The following is a 24,032-nucleotide window of genomic DNA, read 5'->3' as shown; positions in this document are numbered from 1 at the left end:
AACTGATCACGAAAGAGCCACGCTATGCCAGAATTGCCCGATCTTTCGGGTCTTTCGCCGTCGCGCCGGCCTCGATGGCGTACGGCGCTCGCCCTGACCGGGGCCACCGGCGTCGTCGCCGTGGCGGGGCTCGGCGTCTTCCTTGGCACCACCCGTGATGCCGACGGCGACAACGGCCACGGCTCGGACGGCGGGCCACGCCTCGGCGTGCTGGGTCAGGCGCGCGACTCGCGTCCCCTTGATCACATTCGCGATCCCCTTGGTCCCGGCACGGGCGGCGTGCAACCGGGTGGCGGCACGACCGGCGGGGGCGCTGCGGGCGGCAGCGCTGGTCCCACGGGCATGGGCGCGCCGGGCGGCGATGCGAGCGCGGCAGGCGGCTCGGGAACGGGCGGTTCTGGCGTGAACAGCTCTGGCGTGAACGGGTCAGGCATGAACGGCTCTGAGGCGGACGGCTCGACCGCGAACGGGGCGGGCGTCAACGACTCCGGCGGAGAGCGGGCGGGATCGGGGACACGGCCCGCACCCGGCACACCAGCGCCGGCGGGGCGACGCGATCCGGGGTGGCTGGAGACACCGGGGACGTCTCTGGGCCTCCTGATGACACCGAGGTCGATTCCGGTTCCCGCGACGCAGCTCCGGCTTCCCCCGGCGTCGGGCCCTGCGACGCGCCCTTCACCGGTTCCCATCCCGCCCCCGAGGCCGACCAGGGACGCGGGCGCCGACGCGCGGACGAAGGCGGCGGTCCCGGGAAAGCCGGCCCCCGCGCTGTCCGCGACACCGGGAACCGCAGCGAGGACGGCAGCGGCCCCAGAAAGGACCGCGATCATCGAGAAGGCCACCGTCACCGGCAGGACGGGAGTCGCCCGACGGACACCCGCCAAACCGTCGCACCGCGACGGGCCTCGGTCTCGTCCCTTCCCCGACCCCTGCGCGACCTTCCACGACGTACGCCGGGACTACTGCTACCAACTCCTCGACAGCTTCACGGCCCCGCGCCGCTGAAGCCGACCTCCCGGTCATGCCTGACGGACCGGAGGCGTCCTACGGTGATGCGGCCCGGAGCCGAGCCGTGGAACACTGTCGCTTCTCTGAAGAGTCGGGTGGGACGGCCGCCCCCACGACAGCCGTCCCACGACCACGATGCCGAGCGCCATGGCACTCCGCACCACGGCACCACACGCCACCGTATGGGGCTTCGCTGGGTCCCACCACAGCATGACGTGCCGCCCTGTGTGCCCACGCACCAACCCCAAGCACCGGCCCCCGACCGGCTGTGATCCGCGTCGCCCCAGCCGGGGCGCCACGGCCGCTGCCGGGGCCGAGCCGCCGCTATGGTCGGGCGGAGCAGGCCGAGGAGGGCTCGGGAGCCGCCGGAGGGCGGCCGATGGTCGGCATACCCAGATTGACCCCACGGCCCGTGTCAGGTGCGGCCTGTCGGGCCTCCCACGCGTCCCCGGCACGCGTACGCCGTACGGAGACGACCGTGTCGGCGACGAGGTGGTGAGGGGCGGCGTAGGTGACCTCGGCGGTCACCATGTCGCCCGGCCGGGCGTCCACGGCGGCGAGGTGCACGAGGCGGTTGTCGGCGGCACGACCGGACAGGCGGCGGGTGGCGTCGTCCTTGCGGCCCTCACCCTCGGCGATCAACACCTCCAGGGTGCGGCCGACCTGCTTCTTGTTCTCCTCCCAGGAGATCTCCTCCTGGAGGGCCACCAGGCGCTCGTAACGCTCCTGGACGACGGCCTTGGGCACCTGGTCCTCCATGGTGGCCGCCGGGGTGCCCGGACGGATGGAGTACTGGAAGGTGAAGGCGTTGGCGAAACGGGACGCCCGTACGACGTCGAGGGTCTGCTGGAAGTCCTCCTCGGTCTCGCCGGGGAAGCCCACGATGATGTCGGTCGAGATCGCGGCGTCCGGCATCGCGGCACGGACCCGGTCGATGATGCCGAGGTAGCGCTCCGCGCGGTAGGACCGGCGCATGGCCTTCAGCACGCGGTCGGAACCCGACTGCAGCGGCATGTGCAGCTGGTGCATGACGTTGGGCGTCTCGGCCATGGCGTGGATGACGTCGTCGGTGAACGCGGCCGGGTGGGGCGAGGTGAAGCGGACCCGCTCCAGCCCCTCGACGTCCCCGCAGGCGCGCAGCAGCTTGCCGAACGCGAGCCGGTCGCCGAACTCGACGCCGTACGTGTTGACGTTCTGGCCGAGGAGCGTGATCTCAAGGACGCCCTGGTCGACCAGCGTGCGGACCTCGTTCAGGATGTCGCCGGGCCGGCGGTCCTTCTCCTTGCCGCGCAGCGACGGCACGATGCAGAAGGTGCAGGTGTTGTTGCAGCCGACGGAGATGGCCACCCAGGCGGCGTAGGCGGACTCGCGCCTGGTCGGCAGCGTCGAGGGGAAGGTCTCCAGCGAGTCCTTGATCTCGACCTGGGCCTCCTGCGCGATGCGGGCGCGTTCGAGCAGCACCGGCAGCGAGCCGATGTTGTGCGTGCCGAAGACCACGTCCACCCAGGGCGCCTTGCGGACGATCTCGCCCTGGTCCTTCTGCGCGAGGCAGCCGCCGACGGCGATCTGCATGCCGTCTTTGGCCATCTTGATCGGCCGTAGGTGCCCGAGGTTGCCGTAGAGCCGGTTGTCCGCGTTCTCCCGCACGGCGCACGTGTTGAACACGACGACGTCCGCCGTCTCCCCCTCGGGGGCGCGGACGTATCCGGCGTCCTCCAGCAGCCCGGACAGGCGCTCGGAGTCGTGCACGTTCATCTGGCACCCATAGGTCCGTACTTCGTACGTGCGGGCGCCTGCTTCGGTGACAGTCATCTCAACCAACAAGGGTAGGCGCTTCGGCGACCCCGGAACGCCTCCACCAGACTCATCCCCGATCAGGGTAATGACCCGCCCATCTCGGCAAAGCCACGTCGACTGCTGTCTTACCGGGAGCCTCATCTCACCCCGCATCTGGCCCTCACCCCATAGCCCGTGACGTGCATGATCACGATAAAAGGGGCTCGATGAGCTGCAGGACAGGCCCCAACCCCGTCGGGACAATCCGGCTCACCGGCCGAGTGGATCGCCCGGACGCCCAGGTGGCCTGGGCGACCTGGGCGCCGCTCGCCGGTTGCGCGGCCTTTCACCTGGGTCAGCGGGCTTCGAGGCTGCCGTGTGCCTCGATTGAGAGGTCCTGCCAGTCGGCCCAGGTCTTGAGCCGGTCGGCGTAGGCCCGCTCGATCAATGGGTGGAAGCCCTTGCCGAACAGCACCCGCACCGGCGGGTTGGCGGAGTCCACGAGCTTCAACAGTGCCTGCGCCGCGGCGGCGGGGTCGCCTGCGGGCATTTTCCCCGTCATCGCCCCGAGGTACTGACGGAGACCGTCGTAGGCCGGGTCGGGCTTGGCCATGTAACCGTTGGCGAGCGGGTCGGGGTTGTTGCCGTCCCGGGTGGCGAAGCCGCCGGGCTCGATGATGGTCACCTTGACGCCGAACTCGGCGACCTCGCCGGCGAGCGCCTCGTTCAGGCCCTCCAGGGCCCACTTGGAGGCGTGGTACGCGCCCCCGAGCGGCATCGCGATGACCCCGGCGGCCGAGGAAAGCTGGATGATGTGCCCCGAACGCTGCTCGCGCAGGTACGGCAGCGCGGCCTGGACCACCCACACCGCGCCGAACAGATTGGTCTCGAGCTGGTCGCGCAGTTCCTGTTCTGTGAGTTCTTCGACCGCGCCGATCTGGGCGTAGCCGGCGTTGTTCACGATGACGTCGAGCCGGCCGAAGTGCTCCTTGGCGCGCTTCACGGTCTCGAAGACGGTGGCCCTGTCGGTCACGTCCATCTCCAGTGGAAGCACCGCGTCCCCATAGGTGTCGGCCAGCGCCCGCAGGCTCGCGGTGTTCCGGGCAGTGGCGGCGACTTTGTCGCCGCGCGCCAGGGCGGCCTCCACGAAGTTGCGGCCCAGGCCGCGGGACGAGCCGGTGACGAACCAAACCTTCTGCATGGTGTGCTCCTTGTTGCCGCTTTCAGCCGTTACAACCCCCTGGACGAGATAGCCCGGCAGAGATGTGAGATCGCCCGAGTGTGACCTGCGACACCATGTCACCTTTGTCCGGAGTGCTGATATCAATGGTCGGCGTGACTCGCGTCGAGGACTTCCAGGAACTGAGGCCGCTGCTTTTCGCGATCGCCTACCGCATCTTGGGCAGCGTGAGCGAGGCCGAGGACGCCGTCCAGGAGGCCTGGCTGCGCTACGACGGCTCCCCGACCCGGCCCGAGTCGCCCAAGGCCTTCCTGTCGGCCACGGTGACGCGGATCTCGATCGACGTGCTGCGCTCGGCCCGCGTCCGGCGTGAGGCTTACGTCGGGCCATGGTTCCCCGAACCGCTGCTGACCGACCCCTACCAGGACCCGGAGCGGTCGGCGGAGCTGTCCGACTCGTTGTCGATGGCGGCGCTGATCCTGCTGGAGCGACTCAGCCCGCTCGAACGTGCGGTCTTCGTGCTCCGCGAGGTGTTCGCCTTCAGCTACCGGGACATCGCCGCCGCGGTGGAGCGGTCGGAGGCGGCCTGCCGCCAGCTCGCGGTGCAGGCGCGCCGTCACATGGACGCGGGCCGCCCCCGCTTCGAGGCGGATCGCCGGGCCCGCGACCGGCTCGCCGGGCGGTTCTTCCGTGCGATGAGGGAAGGAGACGTCACAGGGCTGCAGGAACTGCTGGCCGCCGACGTCCAGCTGGTCAACGACGGCGCCGGCAAGATCGGGAGTACGATCCCTCTCTTCGGCGTCGCGAAGGTCGCCCGGGTACTGTCCGTCGCCATCCCGCCGTTCGCCCAGATCGGCGCGGTGCTGGAGGCGCACGAGGTGAACGGCCAGCCGGGCGTCATCATCCGCGACCGCGACGGTCACATCTTCAACGTCTGGACGCTCGACATCCTGGACGGTCGCATCCAGACCATCCGCTCGATCGTCAATCCCGACAAGCTCGCTCACCTAGGCCCGGTCGCCGACGCCCACGCGGTCATCCGCGAGAAGAAGCAGACCCGCCGCGACCAGCAGACGCCATGATGGGCGGCACGCGGGTGGCCGGGCGGAGTCCGGGTGGCCGCGGAATCGCGGCACGGGAAGCACGGGAAGCACGGGAAGCACGGGAAGCACGGGAAGCACGGTAAGACAGCGACGAGGCTCCCGGTCGAGGCATCGGATCCTGGTCGACCACTGTCTTACCGAGAGCCTCGTCATCCGCCACCGCTTCGCGCGGCCCCAACATGACCAGCGTCATCAAAATGAAAAGGGCTCCGTCTACAACTACGCGGGCCGTGGCATCGCCGCCCCGGTCGGATTCATGACCGGATGGGCCATCCTGCTCGACTACGTCCTCGTGCCCGGCCTGCTGTACCTGGTGGCGTCGATCGCCATGAACGCCACCGTGCCGCAGATCCCGGTGTGGGCATGGGTGATCATTTTCGTGGCGATCAACACGGTGATCAACCTGCGCGGCATCCGGATGACCATCTCGCTCACCAAAGCCCTGATCACCGCCGAGTTGGTCGTACTGGGCCTCTTCCTCTCGGTCGGCGTCTGGGCCCTCCTCCAGGGCAAGGGGCGCGGGTTCGATCTCACACCGCTGTTCAATCCGGACACCTTCTCCTGGCCGGTGGTGTTCGGCCCCGTCTCCGTCGCGGTGCTGTCCTTCCTCGGGTTCGACGGGATCAGCATGCTCGTCGAGGAGGCCAAGGGCGGCTCCGCCCAGGTGGGAAGGCCATGCGCCTGGCCCTGATCCTGGCCGGCGTGCTGTTCATCGTCCAGGTGTGGGTCGCCTCCCTGCTGGTCTCCGACCCGGCCGGCCTGCTGGCCCACGGCGACGAGAACGGCACCGCGTTCTACGACACCGCCGCGGCCTCCGGCGGGAGTCGGCTGGCGCACATCATGTCGGCCGCGACCGCGATCTCGTGGGGCCTGGCTGACACCCTGGTCGCGCAGGTCGCCGTCTCCCGCCTGCTCTACGCGATGGCGCGCGACCGGCAGCTCCCGTCGTTCCTGGCCAGGGTGTCGGTCAAGCACTCCGTGCCGGCCAACGCCACGCTGTTCATCGCCGCGCTGTCCACCGTTCTCGGGGTGTGGATGTCCAGCCGCAAGGACGGCGTCACCCTGCTCTCCAGCCTGATCAACATGGGCGCGCTGATCGCCTTCATCGTCCTGCACGTCTCAGTCATCGTGCACTACGTGATCCGTGGGCGGTCGACCGATCTCCTCGCGCATCTGGTCACGCCGCTGGTGGGGATGGCGATCCTCGTCTTCGTCGTGATCAACGCCAACATCCTGGCCCAGGTGTTGGGCCTGATCTGGCTCGGCGTCGGCGTCCTGGTCCTGGCCGGCCTGTACATTGCCGGTCGCCGACCCTCCTCAGCCGGCTTCGCCGTACTGGAGGAGTCACGGTGAGCGCCTTGAACCGGCTGCCGCTCTACCAGGACCTGTATCTCATCGCCCACGACCAGGCCGGCAAGCCGCTGATCAACCAGCCCTCGCTGAGTCTCGGGCCAGCCGGCGCCGTGCTGCTCGACCTGGCCCTGACCTGCCGTCTCGACATCACCCACGGCCGGCTCGCCGTCTACGACCTCAATCCCATCGGTGACATGGTCGCCGCGGGCGTCCTCACCCGGGTCACCAGGCGGCGCATGGGCGTGATGTCGCAGACCCGCTACCCGCCCACCGACGTCGCGCCGGTCGTGCGCGCGCGTTCCGGGGTGCACAACGCCGTCGAGGCCGTGGAGCAACCGGACGCGCGGTGCGCCGCGCTGTGCGGCCTGGTCGGTGTGCTGCGGGTGGAGGCGGCGCTCCACCTCGCCCAGCCGTCCGGCCAGCTCGTCGGCCGCCTGCGTTCCATCGCGCGGGAGTATCCCCGCCCGGTCAACGAGGTCATCGGCGTCGTCGAGACGCTCATCAGCGAGGCCGCCGTCGCCCTGTATCGGTGAGCGGCTGAATCTGACCCGCCCCGATCGGGACAATGTCCCATCTTTCTGGGCGAAGCCATCGATACCCTGAAACCGGACATCAGGGAGGTCACGTGCGGCGTGCGGCATGGCCCGTATGCGTGGCCACACTCCTGCTCACCACCGCCGCACTCGTCCTGGGCGTACGCAACGGGATGGGTCTGATCCCCCAGAGCCATCTGCTCTTCGTCGCCGCCTTCGCGGTCGTGGGCGGCCTGATCGGCGCGCGGCGACCGGACAACGCGATCGGTCTCATCATGTTGACCGGTGCCCTGTCCTTCGCCTTGCTCGACGGCTTCGGCCAGTACGCGATCTTCGCGCGATCCACCGGAGCGCCGCTCGCCGAGGCGGCCGCCTGGCCGCAGAGCTGGCTGTGGATCCCGGCGAACCTGTCGCTCTCCTCGATCCCCCTCTTCTTCCCCGCCGGAAAGCTCCCCTCGCCCAGGTGGCGGCCGCCGCTCGGCGCGCTGGGCGTGTTCTCCGTGGCGGTGATGGCGCTGAGCGCGTTGCGGCCCGGCCCCAACGACCAGGCGGGCCTCGGCACGGCGGTCGTCAACCCGCTCGGCGTACCGGCGCTCGCGGACCTCTCCCGGGCCGTGGACCCGGTGATGTCGGTGCTCTCCGGCCTGCTGTTCGTCACGGGCGCGGTGGAACTCGTCCGCCGGTCCAGGCACGGCGGGCGGCGGGAGCGCGACCAGGTCAAGTGGCTGGTGTACGCGGCGGGGCTGGCCGGTCTGATCGTCGCCGCCCGCCTGGTGGCCGGGCTCACGGACGAATATCCCGGCGCCGTCTGGCCGATGGAGAGCACGCCCTGGGAACTCGCGGGAACGCTGGCAGCAAGCCTGCTGCCGATCTCGGTCGGCGTGGCCGTGCTCCAGCACGGGCTGCTCGACATCGATCTCGTCATCAACCGGACGTTCGTGTACCTCCTGCTGTCCGGGTGCGTCGTCGGCGGGTATGTCGTGGTGGTCACCTACCTCGGCGCGATCTTCCGGTCCGAGGGCGCGCTGCCGGTCTCGATCGTCGCCGCCGGGGTGATCGCCCTGGTCTTCGCCCCGCTGCGCGACCGCGTCCAGCGCTGGATCAACCTGGTCATGTACGGCAGGCGGGACGATCCGTACGCCGTCCTGGCGCTGCTGGGCAAGCGGCTGGAGGAGACGGGAGAACCGTCCGCCGTGCTGTCGGCGGTGGCCCGCTCCGTGGCCGAGGCGCTGCGGCTGCCGCACGTCGCGGTCGAGGTGGCCGACGGCCCGTCGCACGCGCACGGCGTGCCCGCCCCCGATCCCGTACGGCTCCCGCTGGTCTATCACAACGAGCCCGTCGGTGAGCTCGTCCTGTCCCCGAGACCTGGTGAGAGCGGGTTCGGCCCGAGGGACCAGCGTGTCCTCGCCGACCTGGCCAGGCAGACGGGCGTCGCCGTCCATTCGATACGGCTGTCCGCCGACCTGCAGCGGTCGCGCGAGCGCCTGGTCATCGCCAGGGAGGAGGAGCGCCGGCGGCTGCGCCGCGATCTGCACGACGGCCTCGGCCCCACGCTCGCCGCGCTGACCATGCGGGCGGAGGCCGTCCAGGACATGGTCACGGACGAGGCGGCGAAGGCGATGCTGGAGGACATCATGGCTGACGCCCAGGCGGCCATGGACGACGTGCGCACGCTGGTGGACGGGCTGCGCCCGCCCGCGCTGGACACCCTCGGACTCCTCGGCGCGATCCGCTCTCACGTCGCGGGCCTGCCCCGGAGCCCGGAGGCGCTGCTGGACGTGCGGGTGGAGTCCGACGGTGAGCTGCCCGCCCTGCCCGCCGCCGTCGAGGTCGCCGCGTACCGGATCGCCGTGGAGGCGCTGGCCAACGTGCGCGGGCACGCCGGAGCCGCGCACGCCACGATCCGTCTGTCCGTGGCCGGGGCCCGGCTGCGCCTGGAGGTCACCGACGACGGGCGCGAGCCGTACGGCACGGCATCCGAGGAGAGGGGGTCCGGCATGGACGCCCAGGCCATGACCGGCACGGACGCCGGGGCTGTGACCGGCACGGGCGCCCAGGCCGTGACCGGCGTCGGAGCGGGCGTGGGAACCGCGTCGATGCGCGAGCGGGCGGCCGAGCTGGGCGGATCATGCCGGATCGAACCGCGGGCGGAGGGCGGCACCCGGGTGCTGGCCGAACTCCCGCTCGGAGCGATCCCGGAAGCCCGGCCGGACCGAGGAGATCCCGGAGATCCCGGGGCGGATCACGCCACTCCCGGGGTGAACCGGGAGAAATCGGAAGGAGAGCGGTAAGCGATGGAGCGGATCCGCGTGCTGCTCGTCGACGACCACGCCACGTTCCGGGCCGGGCTGCGCGCCCTGCTCCAGTCGGTGGAGGACGTGGAGGTGGCGGACGAGGCCGCCAGCGGCGAGCAGGCCCTGGTCCTCGTGACGAGAGTGCAACCCGACGTCGTTCTGATGGATCTGACGATGCCCGGCATGGGCGGCGTCGCCGCCACCGAGCGGATCGTGCGGGACTATCCCCACATCAGGGTCCTCGTGCTCAGCATGTCGGACGACGACGACTCGGTCCTCGCCGCCATGCGGGCCGGGGCCAGGGGTTATGTGCTCAAGGGAGCGCGGCGGGCCGAACTGGTCCGCTCGATCCACGCCGTGGCCGGGGGCGAGGCCATCTTCGGCCCCGCCCTCGCCGGGCGGCTGATGGACTACTTCTCCCGAGGGTCGGGCGGGGAGGAGAGCTTCCCCGAGTTGACCCGGCGTGAGCGGGAGATCCTGGGGTTGATCGCCTCCCACCTGACCAACCCGCAGATCGCGGTACGGCTCGGCCTGAGCCAGAAGACCGTGCGCAATCACGTGTCCAGCATCTTCACGAAGCTGCGGGTGGCGGACCGGGCCCAGGCGATCATCCGGGCGCGGGAGTCCGGCCTCGGCAAGTGACGGCCGGGCGGGCAGAGGGCCGGGCGGGGCACGAAGCCAGGTGGATGAGGGTTCGGGCGGGTCAGGTGGGCGGTCAGGTGAACGGTCTCGCGGATGAAGGGTCGGGCGGGTCCGGGTCAGGGTCAGGTGGAAGGTCAGGTGAACGGTCTGGCGGATGAAGGGCCGGGCGGGTAAGAGGTCACGCGGCCTTCCAGTCGGCCACGGGCATGCGGAGCACCTTCACGGCCACCCAGCCGAACGCGGCGAACTGGAACAGCGCTCCGATCGACTGGACAGCGGGTGTCTGGCCCATCGTCAGGAACGGCCCCATGACCCCCATGAGCGTCACCACGGGCAGCCACCACGGCCCCGCCTTGGCGAGGGCCAGGCCCACCATGAGCGTGAGCACGCCCACGTGGACGAGGAATCCCGGCAGCAGCATGCCGTACACGAACCCGCCGAGCGCGTTCGCCGCCTCGGTCACGCGTACGGCCTGCTCCGCCGGCAGGGTCTGGGCCAGCGCGAGGTCGTAGAAGTCGGTCGTGAAGAGGGCGATCGCGCTCGCGGCGCCGACCGCCCCGATCGCGGCGCCGATGTTCCCGGTCCGCGGCATGCGCGTACGCAGGAGATGGGCGAGCCCGAGTATCGCGGGGATCATGGCGATGGTGCCCCACTGGAACAGCAGGGCGCTCACCTGCACCTGCACCGGGCGGCTCGCGAAGACGTCGGGGGCGTGCGTCGTCCCCGGCGGCGAGGTGAGGAAGGCCGCGAGCTCCAGCAACGGCCAGACCAGCATGGCGACGCCGGCGACGTTTCTCCTGAACAGATCCGGATTTTTCAACATAAGTGACTCACCGCGGCTTTCTATGAGGGGCTTTCTCCGGTCGCCTTCGCGACGAACCCAGAGAAGCGCCACACCATCCCGGGACGGATGAGCCGTGGCCCCGGAGAGACCGGGAGGAATGTCCCGGCACATGGGCGTAGGGAGCCTGTGATCTGATCGGTACCCGCGCGGTAGTGATTTGGCGACGCTGACACCCCTACGTTGTTGACCATGACGGAGCCTGGTGACCCGCGCCCTCTTGTCAATCTGGAAGGCGTCAACAAGCACTTCGGCACGCTGCATGTGCTGAAGGACATCAACCTCAGCGTCGCGCGCGGCGAGGTCGTCGTCGTGATCGGGCCGTCCGGTGGCGGCAAGTCCACGCTGTGCCGCCTGGTCAACCGCCTGGAGACCATCGACGCCGGGAAGATCACGTTCGACGGCCAGGAGCTCCCCGCCGAGGGGAAGGCGCTGGCCAGGTTCCGCTCCGACGTCGGGATGGTCTTCCAGTCGTTCAACCTGTTCTCCCACAAGACCATCCTGGAGAACGTCACCCTCGGGCCGATCAAGGTGCGCAAGGTCTCCAAGAGCGAGGCCGACAAGCGCGGCATGGAGCTGCTCGAACGTGTCGGCATCGCCTCGCAGGCCGGGAAGTACCCCGCCCAGCTCTCCGGCGGCCAGCAGCAGCGCACCGCCATCGCCCGCGCGCTGGCCATGGACCCCAAGATGATCCTCTTCGACGAGCCGACCTCGGCGCTGGACCCCGAGATGGTCCAGGAGGTGCTCGACGTGATGACCGGCCTCGCCAGGGACGGCATGACCATGATGGTCGTCACCCACGAGATGGGGTTCGCCCGCCGGGCCGCCAACCGGGTCGTGTTCATGGCCGGCGGCGAGATCGTCGAGGAGGCCGAACCCGACGCCTTCTTCACCAATCCCCGGACGGACCGGGCGAAGGATTTCCTTTCCAAGATCCTCACGCACTGATCACGCAATCCTCCCCGGGCCGCGATCCGGCCCGGCGCACGGAAGAAGAGGTGGCAGTAATGCGAGCACGACGAATCTGGGCGGTTCTCGCCGTCGCCGCCACGGCCGCGAGCCTGACGGCCTGCGGCGGGGGCGACGAGAGCTACTCCAGCGTCGCGGAGAAGCTGGAGAAATCGCAGAAGGTCGTTCTTGGCACCAAGTGGGACCAGCCGGGGCTCGGCCTGAAGAAGGGCGCCGAGCCCGAGGGCTTCGACGTCGACGTCGCGAAGTACGTCGTCAAGGAGCTCGCCGGCGGCAAGGACGTGGACATCACCTGGAAGGAGTCCGCCTCGTCCAACCGTGAGGCGTTCCTCGCCAACGGCACCGTGGACATCATCTTCGCCTCCTACTCCATCACCGAGAGCCGCAAGGAGAAGGTGACCTTCGGCGGGCCGTACATCGTGGCGCACCAGGACGTCATGGTCCGCACCGACGACAGCGGCATCGCCAAGCCGACCGACCTGGCGGGCAAGCGGATCTGCCAGGCCGCCGGCTCCAACTCCTACAAGCGGATCACCGACCCGCCGCCGGACGGCGAGCTCGACCTCGACGCCCAACTCGTGGGCGCGGCGTCGTACTCCGAGTGCGTGGCCAAGCTCGGGGGCAACAACCTCGACGCCGTCACGACCGACGACCTGATCCTGGCCGGGTTCGCCGGTCAGGCCCCGGGCAAGTTCAAGATCCTCGGCCAGCCGTTCACCGACGAGAAGTACGGCGTGGGCCTGAAGAAGGGCGACACCAAGACCTGCGAGGCCGTGAACGCCGCCATCACCAAGATGTACCAGGACGGCACCGCCCAGCAGCTGTTCACCAAGTGGTTCGGCCAGGCACAGGGTCTGAAGGCGCCCACCGGGGCTCCGACTTTCGAGCCCTGCGCCTGACCGTGTCCCAGGACACCTGACATGGCCGCCGCCGCGCCGGTCCCCCAGCCGGCGGCGGCCTCCTCAACCGGTGGAGCACGATGGACGATCTGATCAAATACGCGCCGGACCTGCTGGCGGGCTTCCTGGAGAACGTCAAGCTCTCGCTGATCTGCGCGGTCCTCGCGCTGGTCCTGGGCACGATCCTGGTGTCGATGCGGGTCTCGCCGACGCCGGTGCTACGCGGGGCCGGCACGGTCTACGTCAACATCGTGCGGAACACACCGCTGACCCTGGTGCTGGCCTTCTCCTCACTCGGCCTCAGCGACACCATCGGCCTGTCCTTCTCGGCGACCCCGACTACCAACAGCTTCTGGCTGGTGGTCTTCGGGCTGTCCGCGTACACCGCGACCTTCGTCTGCGAGGCGCTGCGCGCGGGCATCAACACCGTGCCGCTCGGGCAGGCCGAGGCGGCCCGCGCCATCGGGCTGACGTTCCTGCAGTCCCTGCGGCTGATCATCCTGCCACAGGCGTTCCGGACGGTCGTCGCGCCGCTGGGCAGCGTGATGATCGCGATGATCAAGAACACCACCGTGGCGATCGCCGGAGGCTACCTGATGGAATCGGCCTTCGTCATGAGGGACACCTTCGACGACACGGGCGTGTCGATCCCCATCTTCGTCGGGCTGGTCATCGCCTTCATGGTCGTCACCCTGCCGGTCGGGTTCGTCACCAGCCGCCTGGCGGCGAAGCTGGCGGTGGCCCGATGAGCACGAACATCCTCTTCGACGCGCCGGGCCCGCGCGCACGGCTGCGCAACAACATCCTGACCCTGCTGTCCGTGGTCGTCCTGGCCTCCGCCGCGTACTACGTCTACGCCAGGTTCGACGCCAAGGGGCAGTGGGAGGGCGAGATCTGGAAGCCCTTCCTCGACGTCTCCACCTGGACCGAGTACATCGTCCCCGGTCTGCTCGGCACGCTGAAGGCGGCCGGTATCAGCGCGGTCTGCGCGCTCGTCTTCGGCGCGATCTTCGGCCTGGCCCGGCTCTCCGACCACCGGTGGGTCCGGGGCGTCGCGGGCGCGGTCGTCGAGACGTTCCGCGCGATCCCACTGCTGCTGCTGATCTTCTTCCTGTTCTTCCTCGCGCCGAGCGTGTTCGGCGGCGGCGACTACACGCTGATCGCGCTCGTGGCCGGGCTCACGCTGTACAACGGGTCCGTGCTGGCCGAGATCGTCCGTGCCGGGGTCCGCGCCGTGCCGTCCGGGCAGGCCGAGGCGGCGCAGGCGATCGGGTTGCGTAAGAGTCAGGTGATGCGGCTCGTCCTGCTCCCGCAGGCGGTCACCGCCATGATGCCGGCCATCGTGAGCCAGCTCGTCGTACTGCTCAAGGACACCGCGCTGGGGTACATCATCGCGTACGTCGACCTGCTCAACATGGGCTTCAAGCTGATCCCGGCGGTGCACTTCGGGTCGCTCATCCCCGCCGCGATCGTCATCGGGGTCATCTACATCGGGCTCAACATGTCGCTCAGTGCCCTCGCCACCTGGCTGGAGAGGCGCACCAGGCGCAGCAACCGTACGGCCGCGCAGCCGATCATCCCTCCCGTAGACACCGGAGCCGGCATTCCCGCCTGATCGTCGCCGTCGGGCGAACCGCGCGGGAAGCTCGGCGGTCGCGATCGAGCGGCCGTGGGGTCGCGCTTCATCTCCGTGGCACACGCCGTGGAACAGCGGGCCGGATTCTTTCCGGTTCCTTGTCGTGTCGCTGCTTGGCCGTTGGGCCGCCCCGCCCCGATTCTTGGGCTCGTGCGGCGCGTCGCGGCCCTGCTGCTGGGCCTTTCGATGACGGTCGCCTCCCTTACGGCCTGCGGGAGGGGCGGCGACCTCGTCATCGGCGTGCGCGTCGGATACCCCGGACTGGTCCTCCGGCTCCCGGGCGGGGAATACACCGGTTTCGACGTCGCGGTCGCCCAGTACGTCGCGCGCGAGCTCGGCTACCGCGACGGGCAGATCAGCTACACCGGTGACCTCGACCGGGCCGACATCGTCGTCGGCGCGAGCGGAGGCCGCGACACCGCCGGGCCCTACCTCGTCACAAGCTCGGACATCCTCGTCCGCGCGGGCGACCTCACGATCAGCAGGCCGAAGGACCTGCGCCGCAAGCGTGTGTGCGGCACCCGCGCGGACACGGCGCCTCTGGTCGGCAGGCTCGGCACCGCGTGGAAGGCCGCGTTCCTCGCGGAGGCGAACGTCCCCGCCGCGTGCGCTCCCCTGCTGGCCAAAGGAAGGATCGACGCCATCGTGGCCGACGCGCCGGTCCTCGTGGGGCTCGACACGCAGTACCCCGGGCGCTTCCGGCTCTGCGGCGCCTCGATCGCCGTCCACAGGTACGGCATCGACGCACGATCCGAGGGAGCGCGCGAGGAGATCGACGCCGCCCTCCGGAGGATGTTCGACGACGGCGCCTGGAACCGCGCCGTGATCCGCCACCTCGGCGTCCTGGCGGCCCGCTACACCGCTCCTCCCGCCCTGGGCATGACGTAGACGCGGCGCCGTAGCCCTGCTTCCGGCAGGATGGGAGGCATGTCCCCCCTGCCCGCGCCAGTGCCGTACGCCGTCTGGCCCTCGCCGATCTCCACCACCGACGTCGCCCGATCGGGGCTGTCCCTCGGCTTCCCCACGGTGCTGGACGACGACCTCTGGTGGGAGGAGGACCGCCCGACGGAGGGCGGGCGGCGCACCGTCGTCCATCGCGGCGCCGACGGGCTCCTCCGTGAGGTGCTTCCCTCGCCCTGGGACGCGCGCACCCGCGTCCACGAGTACGGCGGGCGCTCCTACGCGGTCGTCCCAGGCTGGGGGATCGTCTTCGCTCACCACCGTGACCAGCGGCTCTACCTCGCGGCCTCCGGGACGGAGCCATGGCCGCTCACGCCGGAGCCCGAGCGGCTTTGCGGGCTCCGCTATGCCGACCTCCTCGTGCACGACGGCCCGGACGGGCCCGAAGTGTGGTGCGTCCGCGAGCACCACCACGACGACGGTACGGTCACCCGCTCCATCGTCTCGATCTCCCTCAGGGACCATCTCTCCGGACCCGGCCCGGTCTCCGGCCTGAACGACCGTTCCTCCCGTGGCGGAGCCCTCCACTCCCCCGCCTCGTCCCCGATCGGCTCGCCCTCGTCGAGCGGGATCGTGGAGCGGGTGAGCGGGAGTGACTTCTACGCCTTCCCCACGATCTCCCCGGACGGACGGCACCTCGCCTACATCTGCTGGGACCACCCGCGCATGCCGTGGTCGGGAACCGAGCTGCGGGTGACCCGGATCGCCGACGGCCACACCTGGACCGTCGCCGGTGGCCTCGACGAATCGGTGCTCGCCCCGTGCTGGCGCGACGACCTGAACCTGTACTTCGTCTCCGACCGCTCCGGCTGGTGGAACCTCTACCAGGACGGCCTCCACGGCGGCTCCCCGCGCGCCCTCCACCCCGCGGAGGAGGAGTTCGCCGGACCACTGTGGCGGCTCGGCGGCCGGCCGTACCAACCGCTGGGCGATGGCCGGCTCGCGGTGCTGCACGGACGCGGCGACCTGCGCCTGGGCATCCTCGATCCGGAGACGGGGGCGCTCACCGACATCGAGGTGCCCTACTCCGGCTGGGACCCCGCGTTGGCCTCCGACGGGCGGACCGTCGGCGGGATCGCGTACGGCCCCCACCTCCCCCGGGCGGTCGTCCGGCTCGACGGCGGCGACGGCAGGGTCGAGTGGCTGTGCGGCGACACCGCCGAACTGCCCGAGACCGCCTACCTCCCCATGCCCCGGGCCGTCGAGATCGAGAGCGGCGCCGGTCGTGACGTCCACGCCTACCTGTACCCGCCGTCCGGTCCCGGTGCCGGAGACGCGGCGGCCACGCCGTACGTCGTGTTCGTGCACGGCGGGCCGACCGGGCACGCGACGACCGAGCTCAGCCTGGAGAAGGCGTTCTTCACCAGCCGGGGCATCGGCGTGCTCGACCTCAACTACGGCGGTTCCAGCGGGTACGGCCGGGCCTACCGCGAGCGCCTACGCGGACAGTGGGGCGTCGTCGACGTCGAGGACGCCGTGGCGGCGGCGCGGTGGCTCGCGGCCGAGAACCTGGCCGACCCGGCGCGCATCGCCATCAGGGGAGGCAGCGCGGGCGGCTGGACCGTCATGGCGGCCTGCTGCGCCTCCGACGTCTTCGCCGGAGGCGTGTCGATCGCCGGGGTCAGCGCCCTCGCCCCGCTCGCCGCCGCCACGCACGACTTCGAGTCGCGCTACATGGACTGGCTGGTCGGCCCGGAGACGTCGTACGCCTCCCGCGAACCGCTGGCCAGGGCCGGCGAGATCGACTGCCCCATGCTGCTGATGCAGGGGCTGGCCGATCCGGTGGTGCCCCCGGCCCAGTCGGAGGCGTTCGCCGACGAGCTCTCCGCGCGCGGCGTGCCCTGCACCTATCTCGCGTTCGAGGGCGAGTCGCACGGTTTCCGCCGCCACGAGACCAGAGCCACCGCCCTGGCCGCGGAGCTGTCCTTCTATCTGCAGATCTTTCACATCTCGGCCTGACCGTGCTGCTCTTGTGCGCGCGGCGGACGGGGTCGGCCGGACACGGCTCGCCGCCCGCAGGACGTCACCGGCACCAACGGGAGGTGTCAGACCCGGACCCCGAAAGCCGGGTCTGACACCTTGTGCCGAGACTCAGCCGCTGACGCGCAGCGTGCCGATCACAGCGGGTGAGGCCGCACCGGTGGGCTGGTTGTCATAGATCAACCTGCCCGTGGCGTCCCACACGCGCATGCGCAACTGATCGGCGCCGCCGGTGGTGGCGGCGTCGACCGCGGTGAGCTCGAAGGTCACCTTCGAGTTCCCCGCCTTCCCGGCGTCGCCGGCCTTGCCCACCTTCCCGGTCCCGCGCAGCGTGGCGGTGCCGTCCACCGCGACCAGCGTCTCGTAGGAGGCCCCGGTCAACTCGAACCCGGGAGCGGCGTAGCGCAACTCACCCTTCGGGCCGCCCTTCTTTCCGCTGTAACGGACGGCGACGGAGAAGGACCCCTCCCCGGCCTTGTCCTCACACGCGGTCTCCAGCAGGCAGGACCCGGCAGGTGACGTCACCGTCCCGGCGGCCGTCAGCGCACCGGACCGGTCATACACCCGCACGAACACCTTCCGCCCACCGGTGGTGTCGGCCTTCGCCGTCCCGCGGTCGTTGTCGGTGACGGTGACCGCGATCGGGTAGATGCCGGGCTCGGTGAAGACATACGGCAGGCTGACCGCACCCTTGCCCTTGTTCTCGCCCAGCGCCCCGGCCACCGTTCGAGTGCCGATGGTCCAGGTGGCGGTGTGGCTGTCGGCCGTACCGGGGTCGGTGAACGAGGCGTTCAACATGACCGGTTCGCCGACCTTCGCCACCACGGCCGGCTCCTTCAACGTCACCACCGGCGCCACGTTGGTCACCTGCACCTTCACGCCGGCTGTACCGGTCGCGCCCTTGTCATCGGTCACCGACAACACGACCGTGAACTCACCACTGCCGCTGAAGACGTGCGTCAGCTTCAACTGCCCGGCGGTCAGAGTCAGCGGCTGCGGACCCGTCCCGTCACCGTAGTCGGCGGTGAACGTCCAGCTGGTCGAGTCGGGATCGGTGAATGATCCCCGGCCGGTCCAGGTGGAGCCCTCGGTGACGGTGGCCGGACCGGTCAACGTCACCTTCGGAGCCTGGTTCGGCGTCTCGGCCGGAACCACGGTCGCGGTGAAGCTCGCCGTGCTCTCCAGGTCGCCGTCGTCCTTCACCTTCACCGTCACCGGATAGGTTCCGGCGGTGGCCCACTGGTGCTCCAGCACGATCTGCTGCCCGGTGACGGTTACCGGCTGCGGACCCGTGCCGTCGCCGTAGTCCACGCTCGCCGTCCACGACGTCGAGCCCGGGTCGGTGAACGTCACCGTCCGCTGCAGCGTCTCCCCGACGGTCACCGTGACATCCGGACCCGCCGACACCTGCGGCGCGGTGTTCGGCACCGCTTCCTCGATCACGAACGGGATCATCTGGCCGACGGGCGGATTCGTGCCGTCCTTCAGCAGCACGAGAAGGCTCCCCTGGACAGGCGCGGTGTACATCCTGCTCCACGTGATCGTCCCGCCACCGGGCTCGCGGGTCACCTCCGCCGGCGTCAGCTCCGCCGGCGACGGCGGCACGTTCACCACTACCTGCGCGGTGTGGTTGTCACCCGCGTCAGGATCGGTGAACGCCACCTTCAACTCAAACGGCTTGCCCACCGTCCCCTTCAGCGGAAGAGCGGGGGGCGTCTTGATCACCGGAGATGTGTTCGTCGTTCCGGTCCCCTTCAACGTCACCGTGAAGACCGGCGCGGCCTCGTTAGCCGTGGTGAAGGTCAGCTTCCCGTTGGCCTCACCCGCCTGCGTGGGCGAGAAGGTCACCTGAACCATGCACCAGGCGCCGACCTCCAGCTCCACCGGGCAGTCATTCGTCTGCGCGAACGGCCCCTCGGTCGCGATCGCCTTCAACGGCATCGGCTCGTTCGACCGGTTGGTCAACGACACCTGCTGCGGGTAGCTGGTCGTCCCCACCGGCACCGGATCCGACCAGGTGATCCCGCTGCTGCTCAGGAACGACGACACCTTCGCCGTGGTCGAAGCCACGTCGTTGGCCGGGACGGGATCACGCACCGACAGGCTGTACCCGTGGGCCTGTGTCTTGAGCTCGGTCCCGACCTCCGCATCCGCCGGCACGGTGACGGTCACCTCGACGGTGGCGCTCCAACCCGGCTCCAGGACCTTGGCCGTGTTGCGGAACCCTCCCTTGATCGCGGTGCAGATGCCCCGCCAGGTCTCACAGGTCGCGCCGGTGACGGTCTTGGGGATGAGCACGTCCAGCCGGACGTCGGTGGCGGCGTCGTCACCCTTGTTGGTCACCGTGGCCGTCCACGTGACCTTCGCGCCCGGCCCCGGCTCGGTCGGCGAGATCGTGTGGGTGACCTCCAGATCCGCCCGGGCGGTGGTGGGCGTCAGCAGGAACGCCCGGTTCTCCTGGGTGAAGCCACCCTCCTCCGCCGGCGCGGGTTCCCGAACGAAACCCTGCACCAGGATCTGGCCCGAGGAATTGACATCCTGCATCTCCGATGCGCCCACACATGGCCGGGTCGTCTTGCGTCCGTCCTCCGGGCACCACGGCCGGGACGACAGCACCTTCTCCAGCTGGTACTTCGTGCCGGCCATCCACATCACCGGCGGCTGATAAGCGTTGAGATAGGCCCCCGACTCGTGGCCGACGATCACCTCGTTGTCGTTGACCGCGGTCGCCTCACCCGCGCCCAGATCCGTCGGCCTGCCGTTCTTCCACACGTAGGCGCGCTTGGTCACCTTACCCTCGTCGCGGCCGCACCGCAGGGTGCCGACCACCAGGCCGGTGTTGTTGAGGTCCGAGGCGTAGCCGGCCGTCACGGCGCACCCCTCTACCGTGCCCGCGAGCCTGGTGAGCCTATCGTCGGCGTAGAGCGCCGGGGCGGAGTCTCGGGGACTGCCGTCGGTGTTCCGGCTGATTGTGTAGCCGCCCGTGATTGCGCCGCTGCCATTGATACGCGGAGCGGGGTGGGTGTAGTTCATCTCGTTGTCGTAGCCGGCGGGGGAGCTGACGTATTCGGAAGGCACCATGGTCGGGGCTCCCTGGCCCCACAGCACCGCACCGTTACCTGTACTGCCCAGCACATGACCGTAGTCGTTCAGGGCGGAGGCGCTGGTGCCCGACTGCGGCTCGGTGACCGAACCGTCGGCGCGCCAGACGACGGCGCGCCGTGAGTTGCCGCCGCTCGCCGACGCCACGGCCCAGCCGGCCACATCCCCGGCTTCGTTGACGCCCATGGCGCCGGCCTCGCACGTGACCGCACCATCGGTGCACGCCAGGCCGCCCAGCTCGGTGAACTCTCCGTCCTGCCAGCGCACCGCGCGCCGCTTGCCGTCCTTGTCGACGACGGTGGCCGCGACCTCACCGCGGTCGTTCAGCGTCTCGGCGTAGGTCTTCGACGCCTCCCCACCGGGCAGCGCGCCGATCTCGGTCACCTTGTAGGTCCCGAACCGTGCCTCCACCGTGTGTGGACCGTCCATGGTCAGCGTCAGCGCACCCGGACCACGCTCCTTGCCGTCGACCACCCACCCGATCGGGATGCCCCCGGCCTCGGGGGTGGCGGTCACCTTCACCTCCGTCCCGGCCCGGTACGTGGTCTGCGCCGGCGACGCCGACACCGAACCACCCGGCCCTGCCGACAACGTCAACGCGAACTCCCGCAGGTCCGGCTTGGCCACCTTCGCGGAGTTCAGCGTGGTCCGCACACCCTTGGCGGTCTCGGCCACGACCGTGACGGGATATACGCCGTCGGCCAGCGCCTCGGTCACACCGCCGTACTTCCCGTCATCGGCGGCGCCGTCCCCGCTGTTCCCGTCGTCCTTCAGCGTCACCTCCTGCTGGGTGCCGTCCCCCAGGGTCAGCACGGCCCGCACCGGCACGCCGGCGACCGGCTGCCCGCCATCGGTGACGGTGGCCTTCACCGCCACCTTGCCGTCTTCCGACGCCTCGGCCGTGGCCGCCACCCGCACCGGGTTGTCCAGGATCCAGGCACCCAGATCGGCCTTGACCGGCTCGGCGGCGGTGTTGGTGATCTCCAGCTTCCACGCCCCCGCCTGCGGAGCGGTGACGCTCAACCCCTGGACGACCTCCTTGGCCTCGTCGCTGCCCGCCGCGTAGGAGGCGGCCTCCTTGCCCGACGGATCCCGCAGCAGCAGCCCCACCGTCTCCGGCAACGTCCCGACGACCCCGAACCGGGTACCCGAGGGCACCTCCAGCGGCACGGCCGCCGTCGTGCCCGGCTCCACCGTGGCCTCGGGGAAGGCGAACAGCGAACTCGCGCCCCCGGCGTCATCGGCGTCGGCCGCAGCCTTCTCGTTCCCGGACGCGGGAGCCGCCTCCTTCTCGCCGGACGCGGGAGCCGCCTCCCGCAGTCCGGGCCCATCACCCGAGCCACCGGCCAGCAGCGACACAAGCCGCGGCTTGACATAGTCGTCGAAGGCCGCCTGCGAGCCGGTCATTTTCGTGTGCATGATGTGCATGGAGGGAGTGTCCGCGAGCATCCACCGGGCGCTCGACGGCGGAACAATCATGTCGGTGTCGGGGTGAGGAAGAGGAAGAGGTTCGGGAACCACGTCCCCCCCGACCTTGGTCCCGCAGAGCAACTCATAGCCCCTGCCCACGAGGTTGGAGACCCGTACGCCCTTCAGGTTCGTGGTCTTCTTGTTGAACTCCCCCTGCATGTACTCCTCGGAGTTCTCCCACGTGGCCGGATACCAGGGAGTCCTCCTGTTCCTCGCCTCCGCCCACTCCACGATTCTGTCGGCGCAGGGGCTTCCCTCGTTGGGGGTGCCCATCTGGATCAGCCGGTTCACCACCGGCTTTTCCTCGGGGGTCCACCCCATCTCCCAGGCTATGTACTCCCGGCTGATCGTCCCGCCCATGGAATGGACGACGAGCTGCACCCGCCAGGCGTCCTCGGACGTGCGTACGTCTTCGATCTCCAGCCCCAGCATCGCGGCGTTCAACGGCAGGGGGTGGGTCAATTGGCCTGGAGCCGAGAGCGAACCGGTGTTGAGCGTGGAGACCTTGCGCCACTTCCAAAGCGGATGCGCGGACTTCAGGAAGGCCCCGTACTTGTCCCATGTGGCCGCATTGCTGTTCCAGCCGTGTACCAGCACCACGGGCATCGGCCGGATGACGATCGGCTTGGTGTCCTGGCTCTCATCCCGGCCGTCGTTGAGCACCCGAACGGTCACCGAGCGGTCCGAATACGGTTGACCGTTACGCCAGGCGAGACCTTCGGTGTCGAAGGCCACCTGCTTCCTGACGGTCTCCCCCGCATCGAGGAGCAGCTCGAACCTCCCGTTGCGCACGACCTTCCCGGTCCCGTCCTCAACCACCTCCAGCGTCCGGCGCACCGGCATGACGTTGGGGTTGAAGAGGCTGACGGTGACGCGGACCTGATTGCCCTCGACCGTCCCCTTCTCCGGCACCGGAACCCAGTTCTTGGAGGGGAAGAGCCGCGTCTCGAGTTCGAACGATTCGATCTCGGGTTTGACGAAACCCAGATCCAGCAGGAAGGCATGGTCCGCGTCCGCCCCCTCGGGCCGCCCGAGGCCGACGATCTGACCGTTGTCGTTGATGCCGGTGGCCTCCCTCAGGGTCCAGCCCGAGTCCTGCGGCAGCACGAGGTTCAGATCGTTTCCCACGCCGCCTTGAAACAGAGCGGCATGCGCGTTGTACATTTTCTTGCCCGCGTCGGTGTACATCACACCCACGCCGATTCCGAACTCGTTGATCGCGTCTACCCGGCCGCCGTACGGGGTCCTCTGTATATGGTGAGTCCCTTCCTTGTCCCAGATTACGGGAATATCACCGCTGCCGTCCTGGGGGTGCCCGTCCACATGGCCTGCGACCACGCCTTCGCCATTGATGTCGTTGGCCTGAGTCCAGTCGGCGCCAGGGACCACCAGCTCGTCTCGGCTGGGGTCGATGGGCTGGTGGGGCCTACTCCGGAAGGCCCGAAAAGTGACGCCCGAACCAGGGCCGACGTCCATCCGACCGACCACCGAACCGGAGTTGTTCAGCGCCGTGGGCTCCATATAGAACTTATTTTTGGAACCCCACAGATTCAATGTGGAACCATCAGGGTTCTGTAAATAGCCCATGCCCGCGTATTGTCCGCGGTCGTTGATGGCGAAAGCCTCTTGGCGCGCGGGAGTTACATTGCCCTTTTTGACGAGGAAGGACTCCTTACCACTGGTGACAAGCACCGTGCCGTCGGCGCTGATCCCCCGAGGGACACTCGAGTTGATCTTGGGGTCAAGCCCGAGGAGTGCATGAAGATCCGTGACGATTCCACCGGAGGTCAGCCTGGCCTGAGGACGACCGAAATAGCCCTCCCATTTGGGGTCCCCGATCGCCCAGATGACCTCGCCGCCGTTGTTGATGTCACCGACGTCGACACCTCGCGTGTCCACGACAGAACCAAGATCGATGATCTTTGTCTCGGGCGCGGCGGCCATCGCTTTCAGGTCCGGAGACGATGCCGAGCCGGACGCGGCCAGTGCGGGTAAGGGGACGGCCAGGGAGCCGGTCAGCATGGCGGTCAAGCCGACCAGCCCGGCGATCAGAGGAGACGCGATCCGCCGAACGGAACCGCGATCGAATAACAGGTCCAAAAGGACGCCTCCACAACTACGGGTGCGCTTTCCTGCGCAGCGGTGAATGCTCTGACGCAGGGCTTGACGTCGGAAACGGGCCCCTCAACGTGAAACCGGACTCTCTCGAGGTCCGGGCAACTCAGCCACTTCTGCCCCGCTTCACCCGGCAGCGGGATGGGGATCGTCCTGGCAGCCGGATCACAT

The 24,032-nt window shown here is 69.5% G+C and carries 17 protein-coding genes; 13 read left to right on the top strand and 4 right to left on the bottom strand.

What is annotated here, in order from left to right; genetic code table 11:
* Positions 1-24: 24 nt before the first annotated feature.
* A complete protein-coding gene (locus tag IMZ11_RS05955; RefSeq protein WP_228638266.1) occupies positions 25-1,005 on the top strand; it encodes a hypothetical protein in 981 nt (326 codons plus the stop codon).
* A 327-nt stretch (positions 1,006-1,332) separates the two neighbouring features.
* Here IMZ11_RS05955 and miaB read toward each other — a convergent pair whose 3' ends face one another.
* Both miaB and IMZ11_RS05945 read right to left on the bottom strand, forming a co-directional pair.
* Positions 1,333-2,820, bottom strand: coding sequence for a tRNA (N6-isopentenyl adenosine(37)-C2)-methylthiotransferase MiaB (gene miaB / locus IMZ11_RS05950; RefSeq protein WP_228638264.1), 1,488 nt, complete (start codon positions 2,818-2,820; stop codon positions 1,333-1,335).
* A 319-nt stretch (positions 2,821-3,139) separates the two neighbouring features.
* Positions 3,140-3,985, bottom strand: coding sequence for an SDR family NAD(P)-dependent oxidoreductase (locus IMZ11_RS05945; RefSeq protein ID WP_228638262.1), 846 nt, complete (start codon positions 3,983-3,985; stop codon positions 3,140-3,142).
* A 125-nt stretch (positions 3,986-4,110) separates the two neighbouring features.
* Here IMZ11_RS05945 and IMZ11_RS05940 point away from each other — a divergent pair, with 125 nt between their 5' ends.
* From IMZ11_RS05940 to IMZ11_RS05920, 6 genes are all read left to right on the top strand, one after another.
* Positions 4,111-5,046 carry an RNA polymerase sigma-70 factor gene (locus IMZ11_RS05940; RefSeq protein WP_255706076.1) on the top strand — a complete coding sequence of 312 codons (936 nt, stop codon included), beginning with the start codon at positions 4,111-4,113 and terminating at the stop codon, positions 5,044-5,046.
* 277 nt (positions 5,047-5,323) lie between these two features.
* Positions 5,324-5,758, top strand: a complete 435-nt coding sequence (locus IMZ11_RS45020) for an amino acid permease (RefSeq protein WP_374462184.1) — start codon at positions 5,324-5,326, stop codon at positions 5,756-5,758.
* A complete protein-coding gene (locus tag IMZ11_RS45015) occupies positions 5,743-6,420 on the top strand; it encodes an amino acid permease (protein WP_255706059.1) in 678 nt (225 codons plus the stop codon). The genes IMZ11_RS45020 and IMZ11_RS45015 overlap by 16 nt, the downstream gene beginning before the upstream one ends.
* The gene (locus IMZ11_RS05930; RefSeq protein ID WP_228638257.1) at positions 6,417-6,953 is read left to right on the top strand and encodes a GPP34 family phosphoprotein; all 537 of its coding nucleotides are present in this window, start codon (positions 6,417-6,419) and stop codon (positions 6,951-6,953) included. The genes IMZ11_RS45015 and IMZ11_RS05930 overlap by 4 nt, the downstream gene beginning before the upstream one ends.
* Positions 6,954-7,045: 92 nt before the next feature.
* Positions 7,046-9,244, top strand: coding sequence for a histidine kinase (locus IMZ11_RS46090; protein WP_228638255.1), 2,199 nt, complete (start codon positions 7,046-7,048; stop codon positions 9,242-9,244).
* A gap of 3 nt (positions 9,245-9,247) precedes the next feature.
* Positions 9,248-9,889 carry a response regulator transcription factor gene (locus IMZ11_RS05920; RefSeq protein ID WP_228638253.1) on the top strand — a complete coding sequence of 214 codons (642 nt, stop codon included), beginning with the start codon at positions 9,248-9,250 and terminating at the stop codon, positions 9,887-9,889.
* A 178-nt stretch (positions 9,890-10,067) separates the two neighbouring features.
* Here IMZ11_RS05920 and IMZ11_RS05915 read toward each other — a convergent pair whose 3' ends face one another.
* Positions 10,068-10,712 (bottom strand): hypothetical protein, encoded by a 645-nt coding sequence (locus IMZ11_RS05915; protein ID WP_228638251.1) that lies wholly within the window; start codon positions 10,710-10,712, stop codon positions 10,068-10,070.
* 210 nt (positions 10,713-10,922) lie between these two features.
* On the opposite strand from IMZ11_RS05915, the gene IMZ11_RS05910 reads away from it, so the two are divergent.
* From IMZ11_RS05910 to IMZ11_RS05885, 6 genes are all read left to right on the top strand, one after another.
* The gene (locus IMZ11_RS05910) at positions 10,923-11,678 is read left to right on the top strand and encodes an amino acid ABC transporter ATP-binding protein (protein WP_228638249.1); all 756 of its coding nucleotides are present in this window, start codon (positions 10,923-10,925) and stop codon (positions 11,676-11,678) included.
* Positions 11,679-11,737: 59 nt separating this feature from the next.
* Positions 11,738-12,598 (top strand): glutamate ABC transporter substrate-binding protein, encoded by an 861-nt coding sequence (locus tag IMZ11_RS05905; protein ID WP_061257605.1) that lies wholly within the window; start codon positions 11,738-11,740, stop codon positions 12,596-12,598.
* Between the two features lie 80 nt (positions 12,599-12,678).
* Positions 12,679-13,347, top strand: coding sequence for an amino acid ABC transporter permease (locus IMZ11_RS05900; RefSeq protein ID WP_228638247.1), 669 nt, complete (start codon positions 12,679-12,681; stop codon positions 13,345-13,347).
* Positions 13,344-14,213, top strand: coding sequence for an amino acid ABC transporter permease (locus IMZ11_RS05895; RefSeq protein WP_228638245.1), 870 nt, complete (start codon positions 13,344-13,346; stop codon positions 14,211-14,213). The genes IMZ11_RS05900 and IMZ11_RS05895 overlap by 4 nt, the downstream gene beginning before the upstream one ends.
* A gap of 171 nt (positions 14,214-14,384) precedes the next feature.
* Positions 14,385-15,122 carry a transporter substrate-binding domain-containing protein gene (locus IMZ11_RS05890; protein WP_228638243.1) on the top strand — a complete coding sequence of 246 codons (738 nt, stop codon included), beginning with the start codon at positions 14,385-14,387 and terminating at the stop codon, positions 15,120-15,122.
* Positions 15,123-15,161: 39 nt separating this feature from the next.
* Entirely contained in the window at positions 15,162-17,153 is a 1,992-nt protein-coding gene (locus IMZ11_RS05885) for a prolyl oligopeptidase family serine peptidase (RefSeq protein ID WP_228638241.1), read from the top strand.
* Between the two features lie 132 nt (positions 17,154-17,285).
* Here the strand turns inward: IMZ11_RS05885 and IMZ11_RS05880 are convergent, their stop codons facing one another.
* Positions 17,286-23,846 (bottom strand): PKD domain-containing protein, encoded by a 6,561-nt coding sequence (locus IMZ11_RS05880; RefSeq protein WP_228638239.1) that lies wholly within the window; start codon positions 23,844-23,846, stop codon positions 17,286-17,288.
* Between the last annotated feature and the right edge of the window lie 186 nt (positions 23,847-24,032).

This window comes from Microtetraspora sp. AC03309 (assembly GCF_020826795.1).
GTDB lineage: Bacteria > Actinomycetota > Actinomycetes > Streptosporangiales > Streptosporangiaceae > Microtetraspora > Microtetraspora glauca.
Note: the sequence above shows the minus strand (reverse complement) of the source record. Positions and strands in the feature narration are given on the sequence as shown.

Bases quoted from the DNA above. Each gene is read 5' to 3' on its own strand.
- IMZ11_RS05945 (WP_228638262.1), bottom strand. From the start codon at position 3,985: ATGCAGAAGGTTTGGTTCGTCACCGGCTCGTCCCGCGGCCTGGGCCGC.
- IMZ11_RS45015 (WP_255706059.1), top strand. From the start codon at position 5,743: ATGCGCCTGGCCCTGATCCTGGCCGGCGTGCTGTTCATCGTCCAGGTG.
- IMZ11_RS05915 (WP_228638251.1), bottom strand. From the start codon at position 10,712: ATGTTGAAAAATCCGGATCTGTTCAGGAGAAACGTCGCCGGCGTCGCC.
- IMZ11_RS05955 (WP_228638266.1), top strand. From the start codon at position 25: ATGCCAGAATTGCCCGATCTTTCGGGTCTTTCGCCGTCGCGCCGGCCT.
- IMZ11_RS45020 (WP_374462184.1), top strand. From the start codon at position 5,324: ATGACCGGATGGGCCATCCTGCTCGACTACGTCCTCGTGCCCGGCCTG.
- IMZ11_RS05900 (WP_228638247.1), top strand. From the start codon at position 12,679: ATGGACGATCTGATCAAATACGCGCCGGACCTGCTGGCGGGCTTCCTG.
- IMZ11_RS05905 (WP_061257605.1), top strand. From the start codon at position 11,738: ATGCGAGCACGACGAATCTGGGCGGTTCTCGCCGTCGCCGCCACGGCC.
- IMZ11_RS05910 (WP_228638249.1), top strand. From the start codon at position 10,923: ATGACGGAGCCTGGTGACCCGCGCCCTCTTGTCAATCTGGAAGGCGTC.
- IMZ11_RS05940 (WP_255706076.1), top strand. From the start codon at position 4,111: ATGGTCGGCGTGACTCGCGTCGAGGACTTCCAGGAACTGAGGCCGCTG.
- IMZ11_RS05920 (WP_228638253.1), top strand. From the start codon at position 9,248: ATGGAGCGGATCCGCGTGCTGCTCGTCGACGACCACGCCACGTTCCGG.
- IMZ11_RS05895 (WP_228638245.1), top strand. From the start codon at position 13,344: ATGAGCACGAACATCCTCTTCGACGCGCCGGGCCCGCGCGCACGGCTG.
- miaB (WP_228638264.1), bottom strand. From the start codon at position 2,820: ATGACTGTCACCGAAGCAGGCGCCCGCACGTACGAAGTACGGACCTAT.
- IMZ11_RS05885 (WP_228638241.1), top strand. From the start codon at position 15,162: ATGTCCCCCCTGCCCGCGCCAGTGCCGTACGCCGTCTGGCCCTCGCCG.